Source organism: Posidoniimonas polymericola (genome assembly GCF_007859935.1).
Taxonomy (GTDB): Bacteria; Planctomycetota; Planctomycetia; order Pirellulales; family Lacipirellulaceae; genus Posidoniimonas; species Posidoniimonas polymericola.
Genome location: NZ_SJPO01000011.1, coordinates 161,150 through 179,886 on the forward strand (window position 1 = coordinate 161,150; position 18,737 = coordinate 179,886).

Below are 18,737 nucleotides of genomic sequence, written 5' to 3' on the forward strand. Positions count from 1 at the left end.
CGGTTGACAAGAGCCCGGTTGACAAGAGCCCGGTTGACAAGAGCCCGGTTGACAAGAGCCCGGTTGACGAGCCCGACACGCTCGCGGATGAGGGGCAAGCGGCCCCTGCCGAGGTGGCGGAAGGGAATCAAGATTTCGACGGCGGCTGGGAGCAGAGCGACGACGAGCCTTCGGACACCGCGTGCGACGTCCTGGACCACAAAGAAGAGCCGGCGCCGTTTGGGTTCGACCGATCGGCCCACGAGGGCGACCTGGCCGAACCCCCGCTCGACAACGCCGCTGCGCAACCCGTCCATGGCCCGGAGGGTTGGCAGGTCGCTGAGACCGACCCTGGAGAGTCAGCGGATCTCACGGAGCCGGCAGGCGAACAAGCTGATAGCGTCGACGAGCAGGCGGCGTCACCCTTTGCGGGCGTGTTCCCCGTTCCGCCGCACCTGCTTAAGCCGTGGAACGATGCAAGCTCTGCCGCGGACACCACACCGACCGTACCGTCTGGCGCGGACGCAGAAACCGCTAGCGAAGACGTGTGGTCCGTCGTTGCCGAGGGGCTCGAGGAGCCGTCCGCAACGCTTGACGAACCGCCCTGCGAAGAACACGCCGGCGAAACAACGGCCGACGAAGAACCAGTCGCCGAAGAACCAGTCGCCGAAGAACCAGTCGCCGAAGAACCGGTTGACGAAGAACCGGTTGACGAAGAACCGGTTGACGAAGAACCGGTTGACGAAGAACCGGTTGACGAAGAACCGGCTGACGAAGAACCGGTTGACGAGGCTGCAATCGCCGGCCAGGCCGAGCCGGCCGCGGACCCGTTAGCGGGGAGCGACGACCTTGTGGCAGTCGCGGTCGAGGATCGGGAAGAGCAGCTCGGTGCTGCGGTTGAGCCGGAGGCCGAAGACGCGCCCCGGGACCAGTGCGGTCTAGCCGCCAGCCGCCCGAAAGAAGTTCAAGAGGTTTGCGACGAGGCCGTCAACGCCTGCGAGTCGCCGCAGCCGGAGTTGTGCGCAGCAGACGGCGAGGTTGAGTTCTACACCGATGTCAATTGGCAGGCGGTCGACACCGCCGCGACATCCGAGGGCGTTCGCGCCACCGCCGCGCCCGAATCAAAACCCGCGCCGCACCCGGTCAACCTGGCCGTGATGCTCCACGCGAGGGATCAGATTCAGGCCGTAAGGAATCGAGCTAAGCGCATCGTGCAGGGCCTGCGTTCAGAGCGGGCCGCGAGTCAGACGACACGCGACGAGCTTGAAACAAGCAAGGCCCGCAGCGCCGAGTTGGCCGCGTGTGTCGAGGAGCTGAAGGCTTCGCTCGCGGAGCGGGACGCCCTGTACTCGGGCCTCGAAGCCGAGAAGCAGTCGCAGGACGAAGAGCTGGATAGGCTTCGCACCGCGGTGGGGGATCAGGAGTCGATCAATCAGGAGCTCCGCGATCAACTCGCGACTCAGGGCGCTCAGATCGCCGAGCTTACTGCCGCGATCCAGGGCTGGGAGTCGGAACGCAAGACGCTCACCGATGAACTGGCCGCTGCCCAGCAGCAGCTGGAGCTCCGCCCGGCGGCTGCAGAGCTGTCGACTAGCGAGCAGGAGGCAGACCATCCGTCCGATGCGGCCGGCGAAGATTGGAGTGTCGACCTCGCAACAACAGAGTCAGAAGCGCCGGTCAGTGACGCGGCCGACTGGGACGCGTCGACCGCTGTCGAAGCTGAGGCTGTCGAACCTGAGGCTGTCGAACCTGAGGCTGGCGAGACCGAAGCCGGCCCAGAGCCGTCTTCGCTGTGGGCATCGGCGCTGCAGGACGATTCGGCCGAAGAGTCGCCCTCGGCGACTGCCGAGCCCGAGTCCACGGCGGCCACGGTCCCTGGCGAATCGATGTGGTCTACCAACCTGGACGAGCAGGCCCCTAGGGAGGAAGCTTGCGAGACCGTAGAGCAAGTCTGCATTGAGGGTGAGGAGCCCGACGCAGTGGCGTGGAGCGTCTCGTCGCTAGCGGCCGACGCGACGAGCGACGCCGAGCCCGCTGCAGCGTACGATGAAGCACCGTGCTCACCTGCGACTGACCTGTGGGACATCGAACGCGCGTCGGATGCTCCCCAAACGCCAGACGAAGCGGATGAGCCGACCCCGCCGGTCGACGAAGGCGACTCCCCGGCAGATGCGTGGGAGGCTCCGCTCGCAGGGGACTCTGCCCCTGCTGAAGAGGAACCGCTTTGGGGCGAGACCAACGCGTCACCGGCAGTAGACGAGCAACCGAGCGTCGAAGCGTTCGCCGCCGAGGCTCCGACGCCGCTCCCCGCGCCCGAAGCATCGCCGTGGGGCGCCGCCCCTGCTGCAAGCGAGCAGACGGGCGACGATCAACCGGCTGCCGATTGGGAGCCGCCGGTCGATGTTGACACTGAGCCTGTCGCCAGCGTTGAGTCCCCGGTGAAAGGGGATTCCTGCGATGAGCCCGAGCTTGGTGAGCATGCCGAGCGTGGTCCGCTGACCGAGTACATCAATGAGGGCGAAGCCCCGATTCCTGCGGCCAAGTCCGGCCCCACGCCGGTCCCCGATTGGCTCTTGGGCGACGACGGTGAAAGTGACGACGATCTGACGGACGATGCAGAAGCCGCCGGCAGCGACGAGCAGCCAGAGCCGCAGGGGCCGCCAGAGCAAGTCTCGTTCTACGAAAAGTACGCTCACCTGCTTCCGGAGGACGACGAGCAGCCGGTCGAGCCTGAGGCTGAACCGATGGCGCCGGCGCCCACGCCGGTCGCGGTTGCCGAAGAGCTCTCTTCGAGTGGTTCGGGAGACGAAGAAGAAGACATCGACGCGTACATGGTCAGGCTCATGGAACGGATGCGTGGGGGCGATCCCTCCCCGGCGACTGCTCCGGCGAAAGCAAAGTCCGGACCGAGCACCCAGCAGCCGACCCGGGTTGCGGGCGCCGCGCCTGAACCGGCTCCAGAGCAGCCCGCGCCGTCGCTGATCAACCTAGAAGACATTAAGCGGCGTGAGAAACCCGAAGCGGCCACCGACATGGCCTCGCTCCGGCGTTTAGCGAACGACTCGGCGAGGCAGGCGATCGGCGTGGCGGCTTCGAAGCAGAGCCGCGAGCAGTCGGTCGCCAACCTGGTGATCGCCGGCATCGCGTTTGTCAGCGGCGGGTACTTGATCACATCGGCTCCGTCGGTGTTCAGCACCCAGCTGATCGGTGGGGCGTTCGCTCTGCTGCTGTCCGGTGTGTGGGTCTTCCGGTCGCTGTCGCACCTGCTGCGATCGGTCCGCGATGGCGCCTACGACGGCGCCGTCCGAGAGGTTGTCAGCCGTGATAAGCTGCCGATTAACAAGTAACCGCCCGCCGGGGCGCCGCCTGGCTCAACGGACTTGGCTACCCCAAACCGGACCGGGCGTGCGGTTGTAGGGGATCCGTTGTTGCTTGGCCAATTGGGCGGCGGCCGGCAGGACGCCCACCGGGGTGAACACGCCACCGTGGGCATTGGCGATCATGGCGAGCCCCTCGGCCGAGTCCGCGCTGCGGACGGTCATCCCCAGCGTGTGGACGGTGAAGGGCCAGTCGAGGGTCTCCTCGGTGAGCCGGTTGAGCTTGCGAGACGGCTTGCGATTCACCCCGCTGCCGTTGAAGAGGTAGCCGCCGTCGCTGAGCAGGTACACGACGTGTGGGTCGAGTTCCGCGGCGTAGTCCATCGCGTCGGCCAGGCAGTCGCCCTTGCACATCTGCACCGACATCAGCCACTGCTCCAGCTTTTGGCGGTTGGCTCGGGTCGCGGGCACCAGCCGCGGGGCCGGTTCGGGGAAGAACATGGGGTAGACCTGGTCGCTGTAGAACAGGACGTGGAATTCCTGCTTGGGGGTCATGGCGCTGATGGACCGCAGCAGCTCGAAGACGGTGGTCTCCATCCGGCCGCCGGTCATGCTCCCCGAGTTGTCGACAACGAACACAAATCGGTTGCCGCGTGAGCGGGCGCCGAAGAACTGCGCGTCCCCTGCCCCACTCCCCGCCGGGCCTCCTGCCCCGCGTTCGCCTGCCGCCGTGCCGACACCGCCGGACATCAACCCAATGGCGTCTGCCGGCAGGGCCTCAGCGACGGCGGGCTGCAACGAAAACGCTTCGGTCAACGCGGCGTCGAGTGACGGGGCCATGTCGTCGGGTTCGACGGTGAGCACGGGCTCGGTAGCGAGCGGCTCAAGCTCGACCAGGGACTCTGTCGGGTCGAGTGTGTCGAGCGAGATCTCGACAAAGTCTTCGTAGTCGTCGGATGAGTCGGCGACGCTAGCCAAGAGGAATGGGGGGTCTTGGATCGGCAGAGCGAAGCTTGCCAACCCAAGCACCGCACCGAGCGCGAGGTGCGCGGCGAGGCTCACCGCCCATTCCGACTTGACGCGACGACGCTGTCGGCCGTGCCTGCCGTGCGGAGACTTCGCCGAGAATCCTCGTGGGGGCTGACTGGCATGATGGCCGCGCGGGGGGACCTCGAACTCCGCGGGGGACCGGTCCCACGCTGGATCGCTGGCGGTGTGGCCCGAGGGCTGGGCGGCCGGCGCCGCCTCAGGGTTTGAGATCCCGGCCGCGACGACGGCGGGGGCGTCGTCGAGCAAGCGGCGGTCGTGGTCGATTCTGCCCTGCTGCCGGGCAAGCTGCTCGGTGAGGCGCGCAGCGGCTTCGTCCTCGCCGTGGGCCTCGAGTCGGGCCAGCTCGGCGCGGAGGCGGTGGGTTTCGATCTCGAGCCGGGCAAGCCTGACCCGCGTGTCGTGCAGCAGGTCGGCGCGGTTGCGCAGCGCGGCGCCGTCTGGGGGCGTGGCCATGGGAGCGGAAGACTAGGCTAAAGGCGGGGAACAACGCCTGAACAGGTTGCCAGTCTAATTGCGGCCTGCCGCTGGTTCAAACAATTTGGGCCAGGAAACCCAATTTAGCCGTTGGGAGTCAGCCGTTCCTGCTCCGCAATCTGATTGGCCTGCTCGAGCTCGGCGGCCGTGTTGACCTCGATTACGGGGCGGGCGACCTCGGACACGTAGATCGAATTTCCGTTCTCCAGGCAGCGGAGCTGCTCTAGGCTCTCGCACAGCTCCAGCGGGGTCTGCGGCATCTTGCAGAAGCTCTGCAGAAACTCGGCACGGAAGGCGTACAGGCCGAGGTGATGGAGCGAGTGCCCCGAGTCGTATTTCGACCCGTGGGGAATCACCGAGCGTGAGAAGTAGAGGGCGCGGCGGCGGGCGTCACGGATCACCTTGACGGCGCTCGGTCCTTCAAACTGGTCCTGGGTGCCGAATCGCGTCGCCACGGTAGTCATGTCGGGCGTCTCGCCTGCCAGGTAGGGCGCGACCAGGGCCCGGAGCATTTCCGTCTCGACGAACGGCTGGTCGCCCTGCACGTTGGCGACGATCTCGGCCTCGGGGAACTGCCGGGCGGCGTCGGCGACCCGGTCGGTGCCGGTCTGGCAGTCGGCGGAGGTCATGACCGCTTGGCCGCCCAGCTGGTTGACCAGGTCGGCAATTTCTTGGTGGTCGGTCGCGACTACCACCCGGTCAAAAACGCCGCTGGCCTCGGTCCTGCGGAGCACCCACTCGACCATCGGCCGGCCGGCGATCAGGGCGAGCGGCTTGGCGGGCAAGCGGCTCGAGGCGTGGCGGGCGGGAATTACGGCGAGCGTAGCAGGCATAGTCCGCGCCGAATCTCTTGCTAGGGTTGCCAAAAATGCCGCGACTACAGGATTCGCCGTGGCCAATAAAAAAAGGGACGCTCTCAGAGAGCGTCCCTCATCGCTGAATCGCAGCGACCCCGACGGGGATCGAACCCGCAACCTCCGGATCGACAGTCCGGTGCTCTAACCAATTGAGCTACAGGGCCCCGTTACCAGGGGCGAGCCCCCAATCGCGAGAGTCGTAGTTTAGCTACGGGGGTGGCCGAACGTCAACCGCTGCTGCCTGCTCTGGTTATCAGTTGGCGTGACCGCCCTGGAGTAACCGATTCTGCCCCAATAATTGCCCTAATTGCGTGCGGAATCCCACGGCATGCGGGCCATTGACCGCCCCGCAAGTTGACGTAACAGGCGCCGGTTTTTTACTATCAGGGCGGAGCGGGAGTCGTCCCGCCCCGTTATGGCTCTGCCCGCGTGCCCGCTCCGGGACCGCCACACTGGTGATTCCGCTGGCCCGCCTTGCAAGAAGGAGTTCTGCCATGCCGCTCTTCGAGATTGAAACCGACAACCACATCATCATCAGCTGGGCCAACGACGCCGACGAGGCGAGCAGCGTCGTCGCCGACGCTTATCCGCAGGAAAGCGTCAAGCGGCTTACCAAGCGGCCCCGCGACACCTGGGTGATTTCGAAGAGCGCTCTCGGTATCCAGAGTCCCGTTGACCCCTGCAGCACGGCCCGTGACTGCCTGTCCAAGGCCGAGGGCGACAAGGTCCACGCGATCCGCCTCTACATGCACGAAACGGGCGTTGACTTGGAGCAGGCACGCAAGGTAATCGAGTCGAACATGGTGATGGGCTGGTAGCCCCTCACGCCGCCTGACTTATTCGGCAGGCGGCTCTCTCAATTGAGGGCGGCGCTAGATACCGTCGCGAACTGTGACCCCGCGAGGCGCGTTGCCTTGACCGCGTGTCCGGTGGGCCCATCGCCACTAGTAGCGGTAGGCCTCGGTGGTTGGGTACGCGTTGGCGGGCGGGGTCTGGGTCTGCTCGCTGCTCTTCGGGGCCGTTGCCGCCGGAGCAGAACGCAGCGCTACGCTGACCTGGGGGTCGTAGCTCGACGTCCCACCGGGGCGGTAGCCGCCAGGTGAGCTGGCGACCGGCACGCCCTGGCCAGCCGTCTGCGTTACTTGGGAAGCAGCCGGCATCGCGACTGGGCTAGCGGCGACCGCACTGGCCGGCGTTGTTGCCAGCGGCAGTCCGGGTAGCGGCGGCGCGGCCTCTCCGTAGCGTCCGGATGGCGCCGCAGCGGCGGCAGGCAAGCCGGCTCCTGCAAGCGGAGACGAAGCTGGCGACTGAGCCAGCGGCAGACCGTTGGTCGAGGTGTAGCGAGAATCGCCGTAGCGTTCGTCGGGGGCAGCGGCAACCGTTGCGACCGGCGGCGTGTAGCCGTTCGGGTCGTAGGGACCCGCTGCCGGAGTCGCAGCTCTGGCTGCCGGGGCGGCGGGCGCCGCCGCGGCGTAGGTCTGAGTGGTTGGGTAGGCCGGCGCCGTGGTTGCCGGAGTCGTCGTTGCGGGCGGCGCGGTTGCTGGGTAGGCCGTCGGAGCCGAGGCGCTAGCGACGCCGGTCGTCGGGTAGGCAGGCACCGAGGTCGCAGCCGGCGTGAACGGCGGCGCTACCTGAGACGACGAGGCGGCAGTGGCAACCGCGGTTGCGGCGCCGCCGGGGTTTGCAACCTGGTCGGTCGGCAGCTCAGGGGCAGAGCGGGCGGCGATTGAGGTTTCCTGGTCGCCGTGCGACCACGGATTCAGCGAGGCCCACCGCGAGCTTGAACGGCACCCTGTGGCCGCTAGGACCAGCAAGAGCATCAACGTGGCGTAATTGTGGGCGGTTCGTGAAGTGGCTCGCATGGCGTCCGTGCCTGGGAGATTCGGTTGTCGTGGGCTCGGGGGCCGCACGTCAGAGTGTGATCCCTACAATCGTGTTTTTCTTTCTTCGGCTCACGCCGGCTGGCGGGGCCAGCCGAAACGCCCCGCTTTGCAATCTGGCAGCAATGCTGGCGTCGGCGGCGAGCCAATCGGGCGGAGTATAGGAGTGTGCCCGACTGAGTCAACGTCGATTTACGGGCCAACGGCGGCAAAACGAAAACAGCCCCGCGAGGCCTGTCCTCACGGGGCTGTTGAGACTGTTGGTCGCTAGCAGGCCGACGATTAGCCCTTCGCGGCGGCGTAACGATCCGCAACTGCGGACCAGTCGACCACGTTGAAGAACGCCGAGATGTAGTCCGGCCGGCGGTTTTGGTAGTGGAGGTAGTAGGCGTGCTCCCACACGTCGAGGCCGAGCACCGGGGTGCGGCCTTCCATGTAGGGGTTGTCTTGGTTGGGAGTGCTCTCGACCGCCAGCTTGCCGCCGTCGACGCTGAGCCACGCCCAGCCGCTGCCGAAGCGGGTCGCGGCGGCGTTGGAGAAGTCCTCTTTGAACTTCTCGAAACCGCCGAGCTCGGCGTCGATCGCCGCGGCCAGGTCGCCGCTGGGGGCGCCGCCGCCCGAGCCGCTCATGACGGTCCAGAACAGCGAGTGGTTGGCGTGGCCACCTCCGTTGTTCCGGACGGCGCCACGAATATTCTCGGGGACGTTAGCGATATTGCGGCACAGGTCTTCGATCGATTGCTCGGCCACGCCAGCCCCTTCCAACGCGGCGTTCACCTTGGTGACGTACGCGTTGTGGTGCTTGGTGTGGTGGATCTCCATGGTCTTCGCGTCGATGTGCGGCTCGAGCGCGTCGTAAGCGTAGGGGAGTTCGGGGAGGGTGTAGGCCATTTCGGTCTCCTGTATGGTCTGTTGCGGCGTGTGTCCGCGTGAGGTCTGCTGCAATATCGGCGCCAACCACGCCATGCGTAACAGCCCGCAGGTTAACGCGCTAACGGACTACTGACAATCCGCCGCCTAGCCACTTTGGCCGCCCGCCCGCAGTTGCAGGCGGGCGACCCGACGCGGCGCTAGTTCCCCCGTTTCTGCTGCAGCCGTTGCACCGCCTTCTCGAGCTCGCGGTCCAGGCCAAGCTCAACAGCGATCTTCGTGGCGAGCGTCGAGAGCCGCTGCACGTTCTCCTGCGAGAGGTCGCCCGCCAGATTGACCAGCGCCAGCTCGTGGTCGGTGTGGGCCAGGATCAGCACCCCCTCGACGGCGTCTTCCGTGGAGCGGACGTAGACCCGCACCATCTTGCCGCTCTCGGAAGCCCGTAGCGTCGGTTCCCACCCCTGGTCGGGCAGTTCGGTCTCGAGCCGTTCGGCTACGCTGGCCGCCACGGCTTCGACGTCGGGCAGTTCCTTCCACACGCGGAGGTGGACGCCGCGGACCACCTCGCGGAGCGTCTGCGTCAATTCCTTGGTGGACCCGATCTGCTCGGTGGCGAATCGAACCGCCTCGGCGTTCTGCTCCAGCGCGTTGTCCTGGAGGCCGTTGAGGAAGCCGGTTAAGGCGGCTTCGCCGAGGCTGAGGGCGTGGTCGATGAGCTGCCCACCGAGGTCGACTTCGACGGTCGGGGTCGGCACACCGGGCAACTCGAGGCGGGTTGTCTGGCCGGCCGCCAGCGCGGCGTGCGGCTGCAGGGTGGCTGCCGGCGCGATCAGCAGCGCCGACGCCAATGCCGCGTGCCGAAAGATCCCACGGCGTTCTCTAACATCCCACATAGCAACGTTCCTTAGTCGGTGGAGTCTGGATGGGACGACTCCAGTCGCCTAGGGGGCTATTCGTGGGGGACAGCCCGCATCTTGGTGCGGACGGCGGATTTTGCAGTGATTCGCACGCGGCCCGTTCTCGGCGGGGACAGGGCGGGCGGAGTAGCCGCCGTTTGAATCAGCCTTCGCTGTCCAGCAGGGTCAGCAGGCGGCTCAGCTCGCGGCGTTGGTCGTCGATTTGCTGAAGCTGGCGGGTAATCTGCTGGATAGCGTCCCGCGTGGTCTTCGCGTCCTGCTCGTCGGCGTGGTTGCCATCGGTCCGACGGGACGCCGGCTGGTAGCTGGCGAACGCCTCGTCGATGGCGTCGCCGGAGTGCGGCACGGGCGCGGCGGCCAGCGAATTGACGGCGATTCGGGCGTGCAGCAGCGCCTGGCCGCGGGGCCCACTGGGGAGTTTGACTTCTTGGATCTCGCGGTTCATAACCGGAATCGCTCTTACTTGGAGGGGGAGGTTTCGAGGTCGGCCTCGCGGGCCATCAGGTAGGACCGGAGGCTGCCCAGCAGCTTGCGGGCCCGCTCGGTTGCGTAACCGCGGCGGCGGTCACGTTCGTGACGCGGGCGGATCGTCACCGCGGCGGTGGTCTGAGCGTAGGCGCCCTTGGCGAGCCCGACCGAGTTTTCTCGCTCGATGAACTCTTCTTCGAGCTTCAGATCGAGCACAAACCCAACGGGGCGGTCGCCCGTGCGCCGCAGCGACCCGGCCCCGGCGTCGGAGCACTCGATGCGGATCTCGTGCTCGGCGGTCTTTAGGATCTTGGCGTCGTGGTCGGCGATAAAGCCCTTGAGCTTCTCCACCGCGACCTCGATCGGCACGTTGGTGACCAGCGTGGTCTCGATGAGGGACTTGCCCCACGAGCCGAAGCCCCACCAGCTCTTCTTGGGTTGTTCTTCGTCCATACCTGCCCCCAATTGCACGACCTGGTTGCGCCCCTGATCCTTGGCCTGCAGCAGCGCCCGGTCGGAGCGTCTGAGCAGCGTCTCGGGCGTGTCGCCCGCCTGCAGTTCCGAAACGCCGAAGCTGGCAGTAATCGACTTCCCGCCGAGTTCGGACTGAACGGTCTCGGAAAGGGCCCGCCGCATCTGCTCCGCCCGCATCGCGGCGTTGGCGTTGTTGCAGTCGGCGCACAGCACGGCGAACTCTTCGCCACCGTAGCGGGCGACTAGGTCGCCGGTACGGCAGACCGCCTTCAGCAGGGTGGCGAAGCTGATAATTGCCTCGTCACCGGCCTGGTGGCCGAAGGTGTCGTTGATCGATTTGAAGTGGTCGATGTCAGCCATGATCAGGCTGCACGGGAGGCCGGTTTCTTGGTGGGCGTCGACGAACATCGCCAGGGCCCGGTCGAACTCTGCCCGGTTGGCGACCTGGGTCATCGGGTCCTTGGTCATCTCGACGTGCAGCGCCTGGCACCGCTGCTCCAGCGACGCCTCACTCGAGGCGTCGTGCAGCAGCACCGTGGCCCCGAGGATGCCCTGCGAAGGCGAGCAAACTGGGATCGAGTGCAGGTCGACCTCGATGTGCTTGCCCTTGCGGCCGATGACGCTCATCCGCTGGACGTTCGGCGCGCCGGTGTTGATCGCTTCGGCGATAGGGCACTCGGTGTCGTCTAGCAGCCGGCCGTCCGAGGCGCTCATCACCAGCAGCGAGGGCGTGAGCGTCTGGCCCACCGCCGCCGAGCTGCCGACGCCCGTCATCCGTTCCGCGCCGGTATTCCACAACAAGATCTGCCGGTGGGGGCTGACAAACACGACGCCGTCGTGCATGTGGTCGATCAGCTCCTTCTCGAACATCGCCAGCTCGGAGCTGGCCGGGTCTGCTCCGGATGGGGCGTGCGACGTAAACTCCCACGGCAGATTACCGCTGCCGGTATCTAGCTGGGCGAGCCAGCGCTGGGAGACTTCTGCCGAGCGTTCGGCGTAGTTCTTGCCAAGCTGTTCGACGAAGCTCCGCACCAGGCCCGGGTCGAATTGTGAGCCCGCGCACTGGAAAAGCTCAGCGACCGCCCGTTCCTGCGACTTCGCAGGGCGGTAGACGTGGTCGGTGGTCATCGAGTCGTAGGCGTCGACGATCGACAAGAACCGCGCCAGCACGGGAATGTCTTCGCCGCTCGGTTGGCTGTCGCCGCGGCTGCCGTCGTACCACGCATTGGACGCGATCACGACGTCGATCAGCTTCTGTGGGGCTCCGGCCCGCTCGAGGATCTCTTTGGCTTGGTAGGGCGCCCGGTTGAGCGCCGCGAGGTCTTCCGGCTGCAGCCGGCCCTGCTTGATCAGTACCGAGTCGGGCACGCCGAGCTTGCCGATGTCGTGCAGCAACGCGGCGAGTTCGAGTTGGGTCCGCAGCGCGTCTGGCATCTCCAACGCCGCGGCCCAGCGGCTGCAGCCGAGTGCGACTCGCAGGCAGTGCGACGCCGTGGGTGGGTGCTTGCAACGCAGGCCCGTGAACAGCGAACCGGCCAGTCCGAGTCGGGCAGCGGCCAGGCGGTCTTCGAACTGAGTGACCTTAGGGTCGAGCTCGGCCGCGGCGTGGCCGCTCAGGCGGGCGGTTTCTTCGAGGGATTGCAGCAGCACCGGAATCCGTGAGGGTTCGTCGGCGCCGGCATGGCCGACGACCGGCGTACCGGGCGGTAAATCCAGGGGACTAGGCAGGGTTTCGGACATCTCGCCGGGCTGGCAATTGGTTCTTGCGGACGCTTCCTGGGAAAGCTAGGTCACGCAGTGCGGGTCGGCAAACCACTCTCACCGAACGACTTACAACAGATCTCAGACGCCCGGCGCAGGCCGCGTAACCGCTAAGGGTCGGTTCTTGTGCTGCTTACCCAATCCGATTTATTAACGCGGGGGGTGAAAACTCGGGGCCGCACGTGCCGATCCGAATGGTTGTACGGACGAATCGAATCACGGCCGTTGACGCCGTGCTTGTCTCGAATCAACTATCTACCCCGCCCGGATGGCGGGCTTCAGGCGAGGGAACGCTGATGGCTTCTGGTGCAAGGGATGGTCGCCGACGTCGCATGCTGAATGACGGGACACGAACCGCCGCGGGCGTTTCCGAACAGGATTTCTCCGCCGAGGCCCCAGTGTCGGGCCTCAAAAAGCGTCGGTTCGCCCCGGATCCGGGCAGCCCCAGCTTTGCGGTGGCCCGGTCCGTGCTGCCGACCAGCGGGGTTTCGCTGGCCGGAACGGTCTCGGCTGGGTTGCTGCTGTCGGGCGGGGTGCTGGCGGGTGACTACTTCAAGCCGCTGCTGCCCGCGGCGCTGGCGGGGCCGCTGAGCGTGGCGGCGCCTAGCTCCGTAGGTGGCTGGCTCGTAGCTTCGCTCATGCTGGTGGTAGCTCTGCTGTGCGCAGTCATCTACGGGCTGCGATCCAACCGCTCGGACGACGTCCGGGGTCTGTACCGCTGGTGGCTAACCGCGGCGATTGCGGGAGTCGCGCTCAGCGCGGCGTACTCGGTCGGCGCCGGATCGCTGGTCGGCGCCGAGCTGACGCGTCTGACCGGCGTGACTGCAGTGGGCAATTCGGGGTGGTGGATCACCGCCCTGGCACTGTCGGCCCTGGTGCTCGGGTTCCGGCCCGTCGCCGACCTGGCGGAGAGCCGGCTGTCGCTGGCGTTCTCGGTCCTGGCGGCGGCGGCCGTAATCGTGTCGTGGTGTGGGGCCGCTGGGGCGGTTCCCGCCCAGGCGTCCGAGCACGCCCAGCTGGTACAGAGCGGCGGGCTGCTGATCGGATTGGTGATGGCGGCGGCGGCTCAGCTTGCGTTTGTGCGTCGGGTGCTCCTCGAGACCGACGGAGTAATCGCCGCGCCGGAGAAGAAGGAGAAGCCCGCAAAGAAGGTGACAAAGGCGAGCCCCGACGCCGCGGCCACCAAGCAGGCGGGCAAACCGGCGAAGGTCGGCGAGAAGCCCGCCACTGTGCGGTTCGAGTCGAAGCCGGCAGCGGCCGAACCGGTTGCCGAAGAAGAGTCGCCGGCGCCATCGCTACGGCGTGACACCAGCAACGAGGCCGCTGCTTCCGAGGATTCCAGGTGGACCGACGGCTCCGACGCAGACGCGGACTACGACGACGACAACCCGCGCCGCAAGCTCTCCAAGGCCGAACGCAAGCGGCTGCGGAAGTCCAAGGCAGGCGGACGCTACGCCGCCTAGCGGCGATGGCGTAGAATCAGGCCCTCGCAACCGGCCCCTGCCTACCAACCACCCGCAATGACTGTACGCACCCGCTTCGCTCCGAGTCCGACTGGCTACCTCCATATCGGCGGCGTCCGCACGGCTTTGTTCAACTGGTTATTCGCCCGCCGTCACGGCGGGAAGTTTCTGCTGAGGATCGACGACACCGATCAGCAGCGGAACGTCGAGGCCGCGTTGGCGCCGATCCTACACGGCTTCCGGTGGCTGGGCCTCGACTGGGACGAGGGCCCCGAAGCCGGCGGCGAGTTCGGCCCGTACTACCAGTCGCAACGCGGCGACCGTTACCAGGCGGCCGTCGACCAGCTGCTCGAGCAGGGCGACGCCTACCGCGACTACGCGACCACCGAAGAGCTGCAGGCCGAGCGGGACGCCGCCCAGCAGTCGGGCGGCGCGTTCACCTACAGCCGCCGCTGGATGGCCGAAACGCCGGAGCAGGCCGCGGCATTTGAGGCCGAGGGGCGGCAGGGCGTGGTGCGGTTGAAGATGCCCCGCGAGGGCGAACTGGTGCTCAACGACCTGGTGCGAGGGGAGGTCCGGTTCGCCGGGTCCGGCGAACAGGACCACGTCGTCCAGCGGGCGGACGGGTCGTGCCTGTACCACCTGGCCACCGTGGTCGACGACCACCAGATGCAGATCTCGCACGTGATCCGGGCGGAGGAGCACCTCTCCAACACGCCGCGACAAGTCTTCATCGCCGAGCGGCTCGGCTACCCGCTCCCGGAATTCGCCCACCTGCCATTCGTTGCCGAGCCGGGCAGCAAGACCAAGCTCAGCAAGCGGAAGCTCGACAAGTACCTGAAGAACCGCGACTTCGCCGCCCTCAATCAGCACGGTCAGCGGGTCGCCGAGCTGCTCGGCCTGGAGACCGCCGCCGAGACCTTCAACCCGGTGATTGTCGACTTCTACGAGCAGGTCGGATACTTGCCGGACGCGATCCTCAACTACCTGCTGCTGCTTGGTTGGTCGTTGGACGACTCGCGGGAGGACTTCACCCGCGAGGAAATGATCGAGTGCTTCGACCTCGCCGGGGTCAACAAGGCGCCGGCCAGCTTCGACCCCAGCAAGTTGCAGGCGTTCCAGGATCGGGCGATGCAGCAGCTGCCGCTCAAGACCAAAGCGGCGTGGTGCATTGACTTTCTCAAACGCGCCGGGTACCTCGATTCGCCAGCCCCGTGCGACGCAGGGCCCTACGTGACCGCGATTGTCGATGCGGCGGGCGACCGCCTCAAGACTGCCGGCGACATCCTCGAGTACCGCGAGTTCTTCGTGCCAGATGAGCAGCTCGAGTACGACGAGAAGGCGTTCGCCAAACGGATTTCCAACCCCGAAGACGCGGCTGGTTTGCTGCGTGACTACTCGGCCGAGCTGTCGGCCGTGGAACCGTTCGATTGCGCGGCTATCGAGGCCTCGCTGCAGGCGTTCCTCGAAGCCCGCGAGATCAAGATTGGCCAGATCATCCACGCGCTGCGGGTCGCTGTGACCGGCAAGGCGGTTGGATTCGGGGTCTACGAGTCGCTCGCTATCCTTGGCCGCGACCGCTGTGTCGCGCGGATCGAGCGGGCGTTGTCGATGCTCGAGTAGCCGCTGCACACTCGGCTGCCCATGGCGGAAACAATCAGGCGGTTAGACGAGAGGCTTGGTCCAGAAAAGCATCGCGTTGTCTGGCATGGCCGAGTCGCCGCCCTGAAACCCGCAGCTGCGGTACAGCCCTTTGGCGGGGGCGTTGCTGGCGACGACCTCTAGCGTCATCTTGCAGCACCCACGTCGCCGGGCCTCCTCTTCGGCGGCCTGCATCAGCATCCGTCCGATCCCTTGCCCGCGGTGGCCCGGCGAGATTACTAGGTCGTGGATGTTCAGCACCGGCTTGGCGTAGAAGGTGCTAAACGACTCGACGCAGACAATGACCCCGCAGGGATCGCCCTCCTCCACCGCCACCAGGACACACGCATGGGGGGTCGCTTTGAGCATCGCCGCGACGTTCTGGCGTGCCTCGTCGGTCATGCCGGTGCCGCTCCCCTCGGGGGTGCTGGCGTACGACTCCAGCAGATCCACGAGCGACTGGCGGTGCTGGGCAGAGTTGTAGTCGAGCGGCTGGACGTGAGGGGCCACGGGGTCTCCTGACGCGTTGGCGGACTTCTTAAGGCCTTCGAGGGGCTCGGGTTGAGGGTCGCCTTTCTAGCGGATTACGGCAAGGCGCCTCGGGCGGTGGATGGCTCGTGCGCGGGCTGGTGAGGAGGCTCGACCCCCGACCGGCAGTACCGCCCGTAGGGAGGCGGCTGCCCGCGATTGGCGGGGCTCGGCTAGGCCCGCTGGCCGGCCATTGACAGCTTTGCCGCCAGGCGGCTACCCTATGGGGCTTCGATGACCCCCCGTGACCACGCAGGGGATGCCCGAGGGATGGGCGTCTCTGGAACTGGGCCAACAAGTTAGAAGGCGCCTGAAATGGCTGTTCCCAAGCGAAAGCACTCCAACTCACGCAGCGGCAAGCGTCGCAGCCACGATGCGCTGCAGGCGCGTCAGCTCCACGCCTGTCCGAAGTGCGGGACCATGATCCCGACGCACACGGTTTGTCCGAACACGAACTGCGGCCACTATATGGGCCGCACGGTGGTCGAGGCGACTTAAACCCGTTTCTGCGACCCCCATTACTGCGGCGCGTCGCGGTGCAATCTTCGGCAAAGCATCATGAGCTCTCAAACCGCCCTGCTCTTCCCCGGCCAAGGGGCCCAAACCGTGGGCATGGCCGCCGAGCTGTGCGAGCGGTCGATCGTTGCGCGCGAGCAGTTCGACGCCGCCGCCCAGATCCTTGGGTACGACCTGCTGAAGCTCTGCTCGCAGGGCCCGGCCGAGGACCTCGACTCGACCGCCTACAGCCAGCCGGCGCTCTACGTGAGCAGCCTCGCCGCGCTCGAGCAGTTTAAGCTCGACGAGCCGGCGGTGATCGACGGCTGTGCGGTTACCGCGGGGCTAAGCCTGGGTGAGTACACCGCCCTGGCGTTCGCCGGAGCTCTCTCGTTCGAGGACGGCCTGCGGGTCGTTGCCGAGCGGGGCGCCGCCATGCAGGACGCCGCCGAGGCGACCCCGTCGGGCATGGTCAGTATCCTCGGACTCGAGGTGCCCCAGATCTCCGATCTGGTAGACCAAGCACGCGGCGACGACGTACTCAACATCGCCAACCTGTTGTGCCCGGGCAACACGGTGGTCTCTGGCGGGACTGCCGCCTGCGAGCGGGTGGCCGAACTGGCCGACAAGGCGGGAGCCATGCGGGTCGTACCACTAGCCGTCGCCGGCGCGTTCCACACCAGCCTGATGCAGCCCGCTGTCGAGCGGCTGCAGGCGAAGCTCGCCGATGTGACAATTAACCCGCCGCAGATCCCTGTGATCTGCAACGTCGACGCCCAGGCCCACGACAACCCCGACGAGATTCGAGCACTGCTGGCGAAGCAGGTAGTGAACCCGGTGCGGTGGGAAGATTCCATGCGGCGGATGATCGACGACTACGGCGTCGAATCGGTCTATGAGGTGGGCCCCGGCCGAGTGCTGCGAGGCCTGTTGAAGCGGATCAACCGCAAGCTCCCTTGCGAGAGTGTCCCCGCCTAGCCCGAGTCCCCTTTCTACACGACGCCGGGCGACGATCCGCAAAAAAGTTTCTGTCAGGAGCCACGATGGCTGAGCCGAGTAAAGCAGTTGTAACTTCCGACTTCTCAGGGAAGGTCGCGTTAGTGACCGGGGCCTCGAGGGGCATCGGCCGCGCGATCGCCACCCGGCTGGGTCGGGCCGGCGCGACGGTGGCCTGCGTCGCCCGCAACACCGAGAAGCTGGAGGAGGTCGCCCAGGAGATCCGCGATGCCGGCGGTCAGGCGAGCGTCCACCAGTGCGACGTTTGCGACGCCGAGCAGATCCAGGCGACCGTCGACCAGATCCACGGTCAGTGGGACGCGATCGACATCCTGGTAAACAACGCCGGCATTACCCGCGACACGCTGCTGCTGAGGATGTCCGACGACGACTGGCACGACGTTATCTCGTCGAACCTCAGCTCGGTCTTCCTGTTCACCCGCGCGGTCGCCCAGGTGATGGTGCGGGCCAAGAGCGGCCGGATCATCAACATCTCTAGCATCTCGGGACTGATGGGCAACCCGGGCCAGGCCAACTACTCGGCCTCGAAGGCGGGCGTGATCGGCTTCACCCAGACGGTCGCGAAGGAGCTCGGCAGCAAGCGGCGGCCGATCACGGTCAACGCGATCTGCCCCGGTTTCATCCGCTCTGACATGACCGACATCCTCGCCGAGGCCGGCGGCGACGCCTTCCACGACGTCGTCAAGCAGCGGATCCCGCTGCAGCGGCTGGGCGAGCCGGACGAGGTGGCCGACGCGGCCCTGTTCCTGGCGAGCGACTCCGCGGCCTACATTACCGGCCAGGTGCTCACCATCGACGGGGGCATGACCGGCTGATCGCCGCGGCTCTCAGGCTTAGCGGGTCGACCTAGACAGCCCCAACCCAAACAGCTATATCTTGACCTCGCTTGTGGAGCCCCTCTATTTTGAGGGGTCATTCGCCCTCCCAGGGGCCCGCAGGCAATTTACTCTACTAACCAATTCCGGACGTCATCCGGGGGCCGTCAAGCGGCCCCTGGTAGTGGTCGGCAGGGCTTCCCGCTGGGCCTTCCGCTGGGTCCTCCCAGTCGCCACGCCCGACGCCCGGATCGATAGCGTCCTGTTAGCGGATTCAAGGAGAACAGTAGTGGCCTCGGTATTGGAACGCGTCACGGACATCGTGGCAGAGCAGCTTGGCGTCGACAAAGAAAAGATCTCAGCAGAGACGTCGTTCGTCAACGATCTCGGCGCCGACTCGCTCGACACGGTTGAGCTGGTCATGGAGCTGGAAGAAGAATTCGATATCAACATCCCCGACGACGCGGCTGAAAAGATTCAGACCGTCGGCCAGGCGGTTGAGTTTATCGAGGCAAACTCCGGAAGCTGAGTCTCCGCCCCGCGGCGTCTGACGCGTCGCGTGACGGGGGCGGCCACGCGCCCGCGTGGTCGCCTGTCAGTCCGGGCCCGGGGAAGCCGGGTGTTGCCGGCGCGTGCTTCGGCGCTGGGCCTCGCGGGCCGGCGCCCTTTTTTTTGGATCCTGAGACCTGGTTCGGGCCGGGGGCGCCCCGGCTCCTTCCTCCCACACAAGA

16 protein-coding genes and 1 tRNA gene are annotated in these 18,737 nt (G+C 66.6%); 8 read left to right on the forward strand and 9 right to left on the reverse strand.

What is annotated here, in order from left to right:
* Nucleotides 1-3: 3 nt before the first annotated feature.
* A complete protein-coding gene (locus Pla123a_RS25365) occupies nucleotides 4-813 on the forward strand; it encodes a hypothetical protein (RefSeq protein WP_391542894.1) in 810 nt (269 codons plus the stop codon).
* A 2,537-nt stretch (nucleotides 814-3,350) separates the two neighbouring features.
* Here the strand turns inward: Pla123a_RS25365 and Pla123a_RS20280 are convergent.
* From Pla123a_RS20280 to Pla123a_RS20290, 3 genes are all read right to left on the reverse strand, one after another.
* Nucleotides 3,351-4,799: a vWA domain-containing protein gene (locus Pla123a_RS20280; protein ID WP_146590410.1), complete on the reverse strand. Its 1,449-nt coding sequence runs from the start codon at nucleotides 4,797-4,799 to the stop codon at nucleotides 3,351-3,353.
* 104 nt (nucleotides 4,800-4,903) lie between these two features.
* Nucleotides 4,904-5,653 carry a 3-deoxy-manno-octulosonate cytidylyltransferase gene (gene kdsB / locus Pla123a_RS20285; protein WP_146590412.1) on the reverse strand — a complete coding sequence of 250 codons (750 nt, stop codon included), beginning with the start codon at nucleotides 5,651-5,653 and terminating at the stop codon, nucleotides 4,904-4,906.
* 114 nt (nucleotides 5,654-5,767) lie between these two features.
* Nucleotides 5,768-5,841, reverse strand: a tRNA-Asp gene (locus Pla123a_RS20290).
* Nucleotides 5,842-6,171: 330 nt separating this feature from the next.
* Between Pla123a_RS20290 and Pla123a_RS20295 the strand changes: the two genes are divergently transcribed.
* The gene (locus Pla123a_RS20295) at nucleotides 6,172-6,495 is read left to right on the forward strand and encodes a DUF6793 family protein (RefSeq protein ID WP_146590414.1); all 324 of its coding nucleotides are present in this window, start codon (nucleotides 6,172-6,174) and stop codon (nucleotides 6,493-6,495) included.
* 126 nt (nucleotides 6,496-6,621) lie between these two features.
* Here the strand turns inward: Pla123a_RS20295 and Pla123a_RS20300 are convergent, their stop codons facing one another.
* The 5 genes from Pla123a_RS20300 to Pla123a_RS20320 form a co-directional block, all read right to left on the reverse strand.
* Nucleotides 6,622-7,539: a hypothetical protein gene (locus Pla123a_RS20300; RefSeq protein ID WP_146590416.1), complete on the reverse strand. Its 918-nt coding sequence runs from the start codon at nucleotides 7,537-7,539 to the stop codon at nucleotides 6,622-6,624.
* 300 nt (nucleotides 7,540-7,839) lie between these two features.
* Nucleotides 7,840-8,448 carry a superoxide dismutase gene (locus tag Pla123a_RS20305; RefSeq protein ID WP_146590418.1) on the reverse strand — a complete coding sequence of 203 codons (609 nt, stop codon included), beginning with the start codon at nucleotides 8,446-8,448 and terminating at the stop codon, nucleotides 7,840-7,842.
* A gap of 179 nt (nucleotides 8,449-8,627) precedes the next feature.
* Entirely contained in the window at nucleotides 8,628-9,320 is a 693-nt protein-coding gene (locus Pla123a_RS20310) for a DUF4252 domain-containing protein (RefSeq protein WP_146590420.1), read from the reverse strand.
* Nucleotides 9,321-9,486: 166 nt separating this feature from the next.
* A complete protein-coding gene (locus Pla123a_RS20315) occupies nucleotides 9,487-9,789 on the reverse strand; it encodes a hypothetical protein (RefSeq protein WP_146590422.1) in 303 nt (100 codons plus the stop codon).
* Between the two features lie 14 nt (nucleotides 9,790-9,803).
* A complete protein-coding gene (locus tag Pla123a_RS20320) occupies nucleotides 9,804-11,936 on the reverse strand; it encodes a diguanylate cyclase domain-containing protein (RefSeq protein ID WP_197528143.1) in 2,133 nt (710 codons plus the stop codon).
* Between the two features lie 509 nt (nucleotides 11,937-12,445).
* On the opposite strand from Pla123a_RS20320, the gene Pla123a_RS20325 reads away from it, so the two are divergent.
* Complete coding sequence (locus Pla123a_RS20325) at nucleotides 12,446-13,510, forward strand: hypothetical protein (protein WP_146590426.1); 1,065 nt, start codon at nucleotides 12,446-12,448, stop codon at nucleotides 13,508-13,510.
* 57 nt (nucleotides 13,511-13,567) lie between these two features.
* Nucleotides 13,568-15,133, forward strand: coding sequence for a glutamate--tRNA ligase (gene gltX, locus Pla123a_RS20330; protein ID WP_146590428.1), 1,566 nt, complete (start codon nucleotides 13,568-13,570; stop codon nucleotides 15,131-15,133).
* A 42-nt stretch (nucleotides 15,134-15,175) separates the two neighbouring features.
* On the opposite strand, the gene Pla123a_RS20335 is transcribed toward gltX, so the two are convergent.
* Nucleotides 15,176-15,661, reverse strand: a complete 486-nt coding sequence (locus Pla123a_RS20335) for a GNAT family N-acetyltransferase (RefSeq protein ID WP_146590430.1) — start codon at nucleotides 15,659-15,661, stop codon at nucleotides 15,176-15,178.
* 333 nt (nucleotides 15,662-15,994) lie between these two features.
* Between Pla123a_RS20335 and rpmF the strand changes: the two genes are divergently transcribed.
* The 4 genes from rpmF to Pla123a_RS20355 all read left to right on the forward strand — a co-directional run bounded on the left by rpmF (nucleotide 15,995) and on the right by Pla123a_RS20355 (nucleotide 18,535).
* Nucleotides 15,995-16,177 (forward strand): 50S ribosomal protein L32, encoded by a 183-nt coding sequence (rpmF, locus tag Pla123a_RS20340; RefSeq protein ID WP_146590432.1) that lies wholly within the window; start codon nucleotides 15,995-15,997, stop codon nucleotides 16,175-16,177.
* A 60-nt stretch (nucleotides 16,178-16,237) separates the two neighbouring features.
* Nucleotides 16,238-17,152 carry an ACP S-malonyltransferase gene (fabD, locus tag Pla123a_RS20345; protein ID WP_146590434.1) on the forward strand — a complete coding sequence of 305 codons (915 nt, stop codon included), beginning with the start codon at nucleotides 16,238-16,240 and terminating at the stop codon, nucleotides 17,150-17,152.
* 65 nt (nucleotides 17,153-17,217) lie between these two features.
* Nucleotides 17,218-18,006: a 3-oxoacyl-[acyl-carrier-protein] reductase gene (fabG, locus tag Pla123a_RS20350; protein ID WP_146590436.1), complete on the forward strand. Its 789-nt coding sequence runs from the start codon at nucleotides 17,218-17,220 to the stop codon at nucleotides 18,004-18,006.
* A 289-nt stretch (nucleotides 18,007-18,295) separates the two neighbouring features.
* The gene (locus Pla123a_RS20355) at nucleotides 18,296-18,535 is read left to right on the forward strand and encodes an acyl carrier protein (protein WP_146590438.1); all 240 of its coding nucleotides are present in this window, start codon (nucleotides 18,296-18,298) and stop codon (nucleotides 18,533-18,535) included.
* Nucleotides 18,536-18,737 lie beyond the last annotated feature (202 nt).

Excerpts from the sequence above, each read along its gene's own strand:
- Pla123a_RS20280 (WP_146590410.1), bottom strand. The coding sequence starts at position 4,799 with ATGGCCACGCCCCCAGACGGCGCCGCGCTGCGCAACCGCGCCGACCTG.
- kdsB (WP_146590412.1), bottom strand. The coding sequence starts at position 5,653 with ATGCCTGCTACGCTCGCCGTAATTCCCGCCCGCCACGCCTCGAGCCGC.
- Pla123a_RS20295 (WP_146590414.1), top strand. The coding sequence starts at position 6,172 with ATGCCGCTCTTCGAGATTGAAACCGACAACCACATCATCATCAGCTGG.
- Pla123a_RS20300 (WP_146590416.1), bottom strand. The coding sequence starts at position 7,539 with ATGCGAGCCACTTCACGAACCGCCCACAATTACGCCACGTTGATGCTC.
- Pla123a_RS20305 (WP_146590418.1), bottom strand. The coding sequence starts at position 8,448 with ATGGCCTACACCCTCCCCGAACTCCCCTACGCTTACGACGCGCTCGAG.
- Pla123a_RS20310 (WP_146590420.1), bottom strand. The coding sequence starts at position 9,320 with ATGTGGGATGTTAGAGAACGCCGTGGGATCTTTCGGCACGCGGCATTG.
- Pla123a_RS20315 (WP_146590422.1), bottom strand. The coding sequence starts at position 9,789 with ATGAACCGCGAGATCCAAGAAGTCAAACTCCCCAGTGGGCCCCGCGGC.
- gltX (WP_146590428.1), top strand. The coding sequence starts at position 13,568 with ATGACTGTACGCACCCGCTTCGCTCCGAGTCCGACTGGCTACCTCCAT.
- rpmF (WP_146590432.1), top strand. The coding sequence starts at position 15,995 with ATGGCTGTTCCCAAGCGAAAGCACTCCAACTCACGCAGCGGCAAGCGT.
- fabD (WP_146590434.1), top strand. The coding sequence starts at position 16,238 with ATGAGCTCTCAAACCGCCCTGCTCTTCCCCGGCCAAGGGGCCCAAACC.
- fabG (WP_146590436.1), top strand. The coding sequence starts at position 17,218 with ATGGCTGAGCCGAGTAAAGCAGTTGTAACTTCCGACTTCTCAGGGAAG.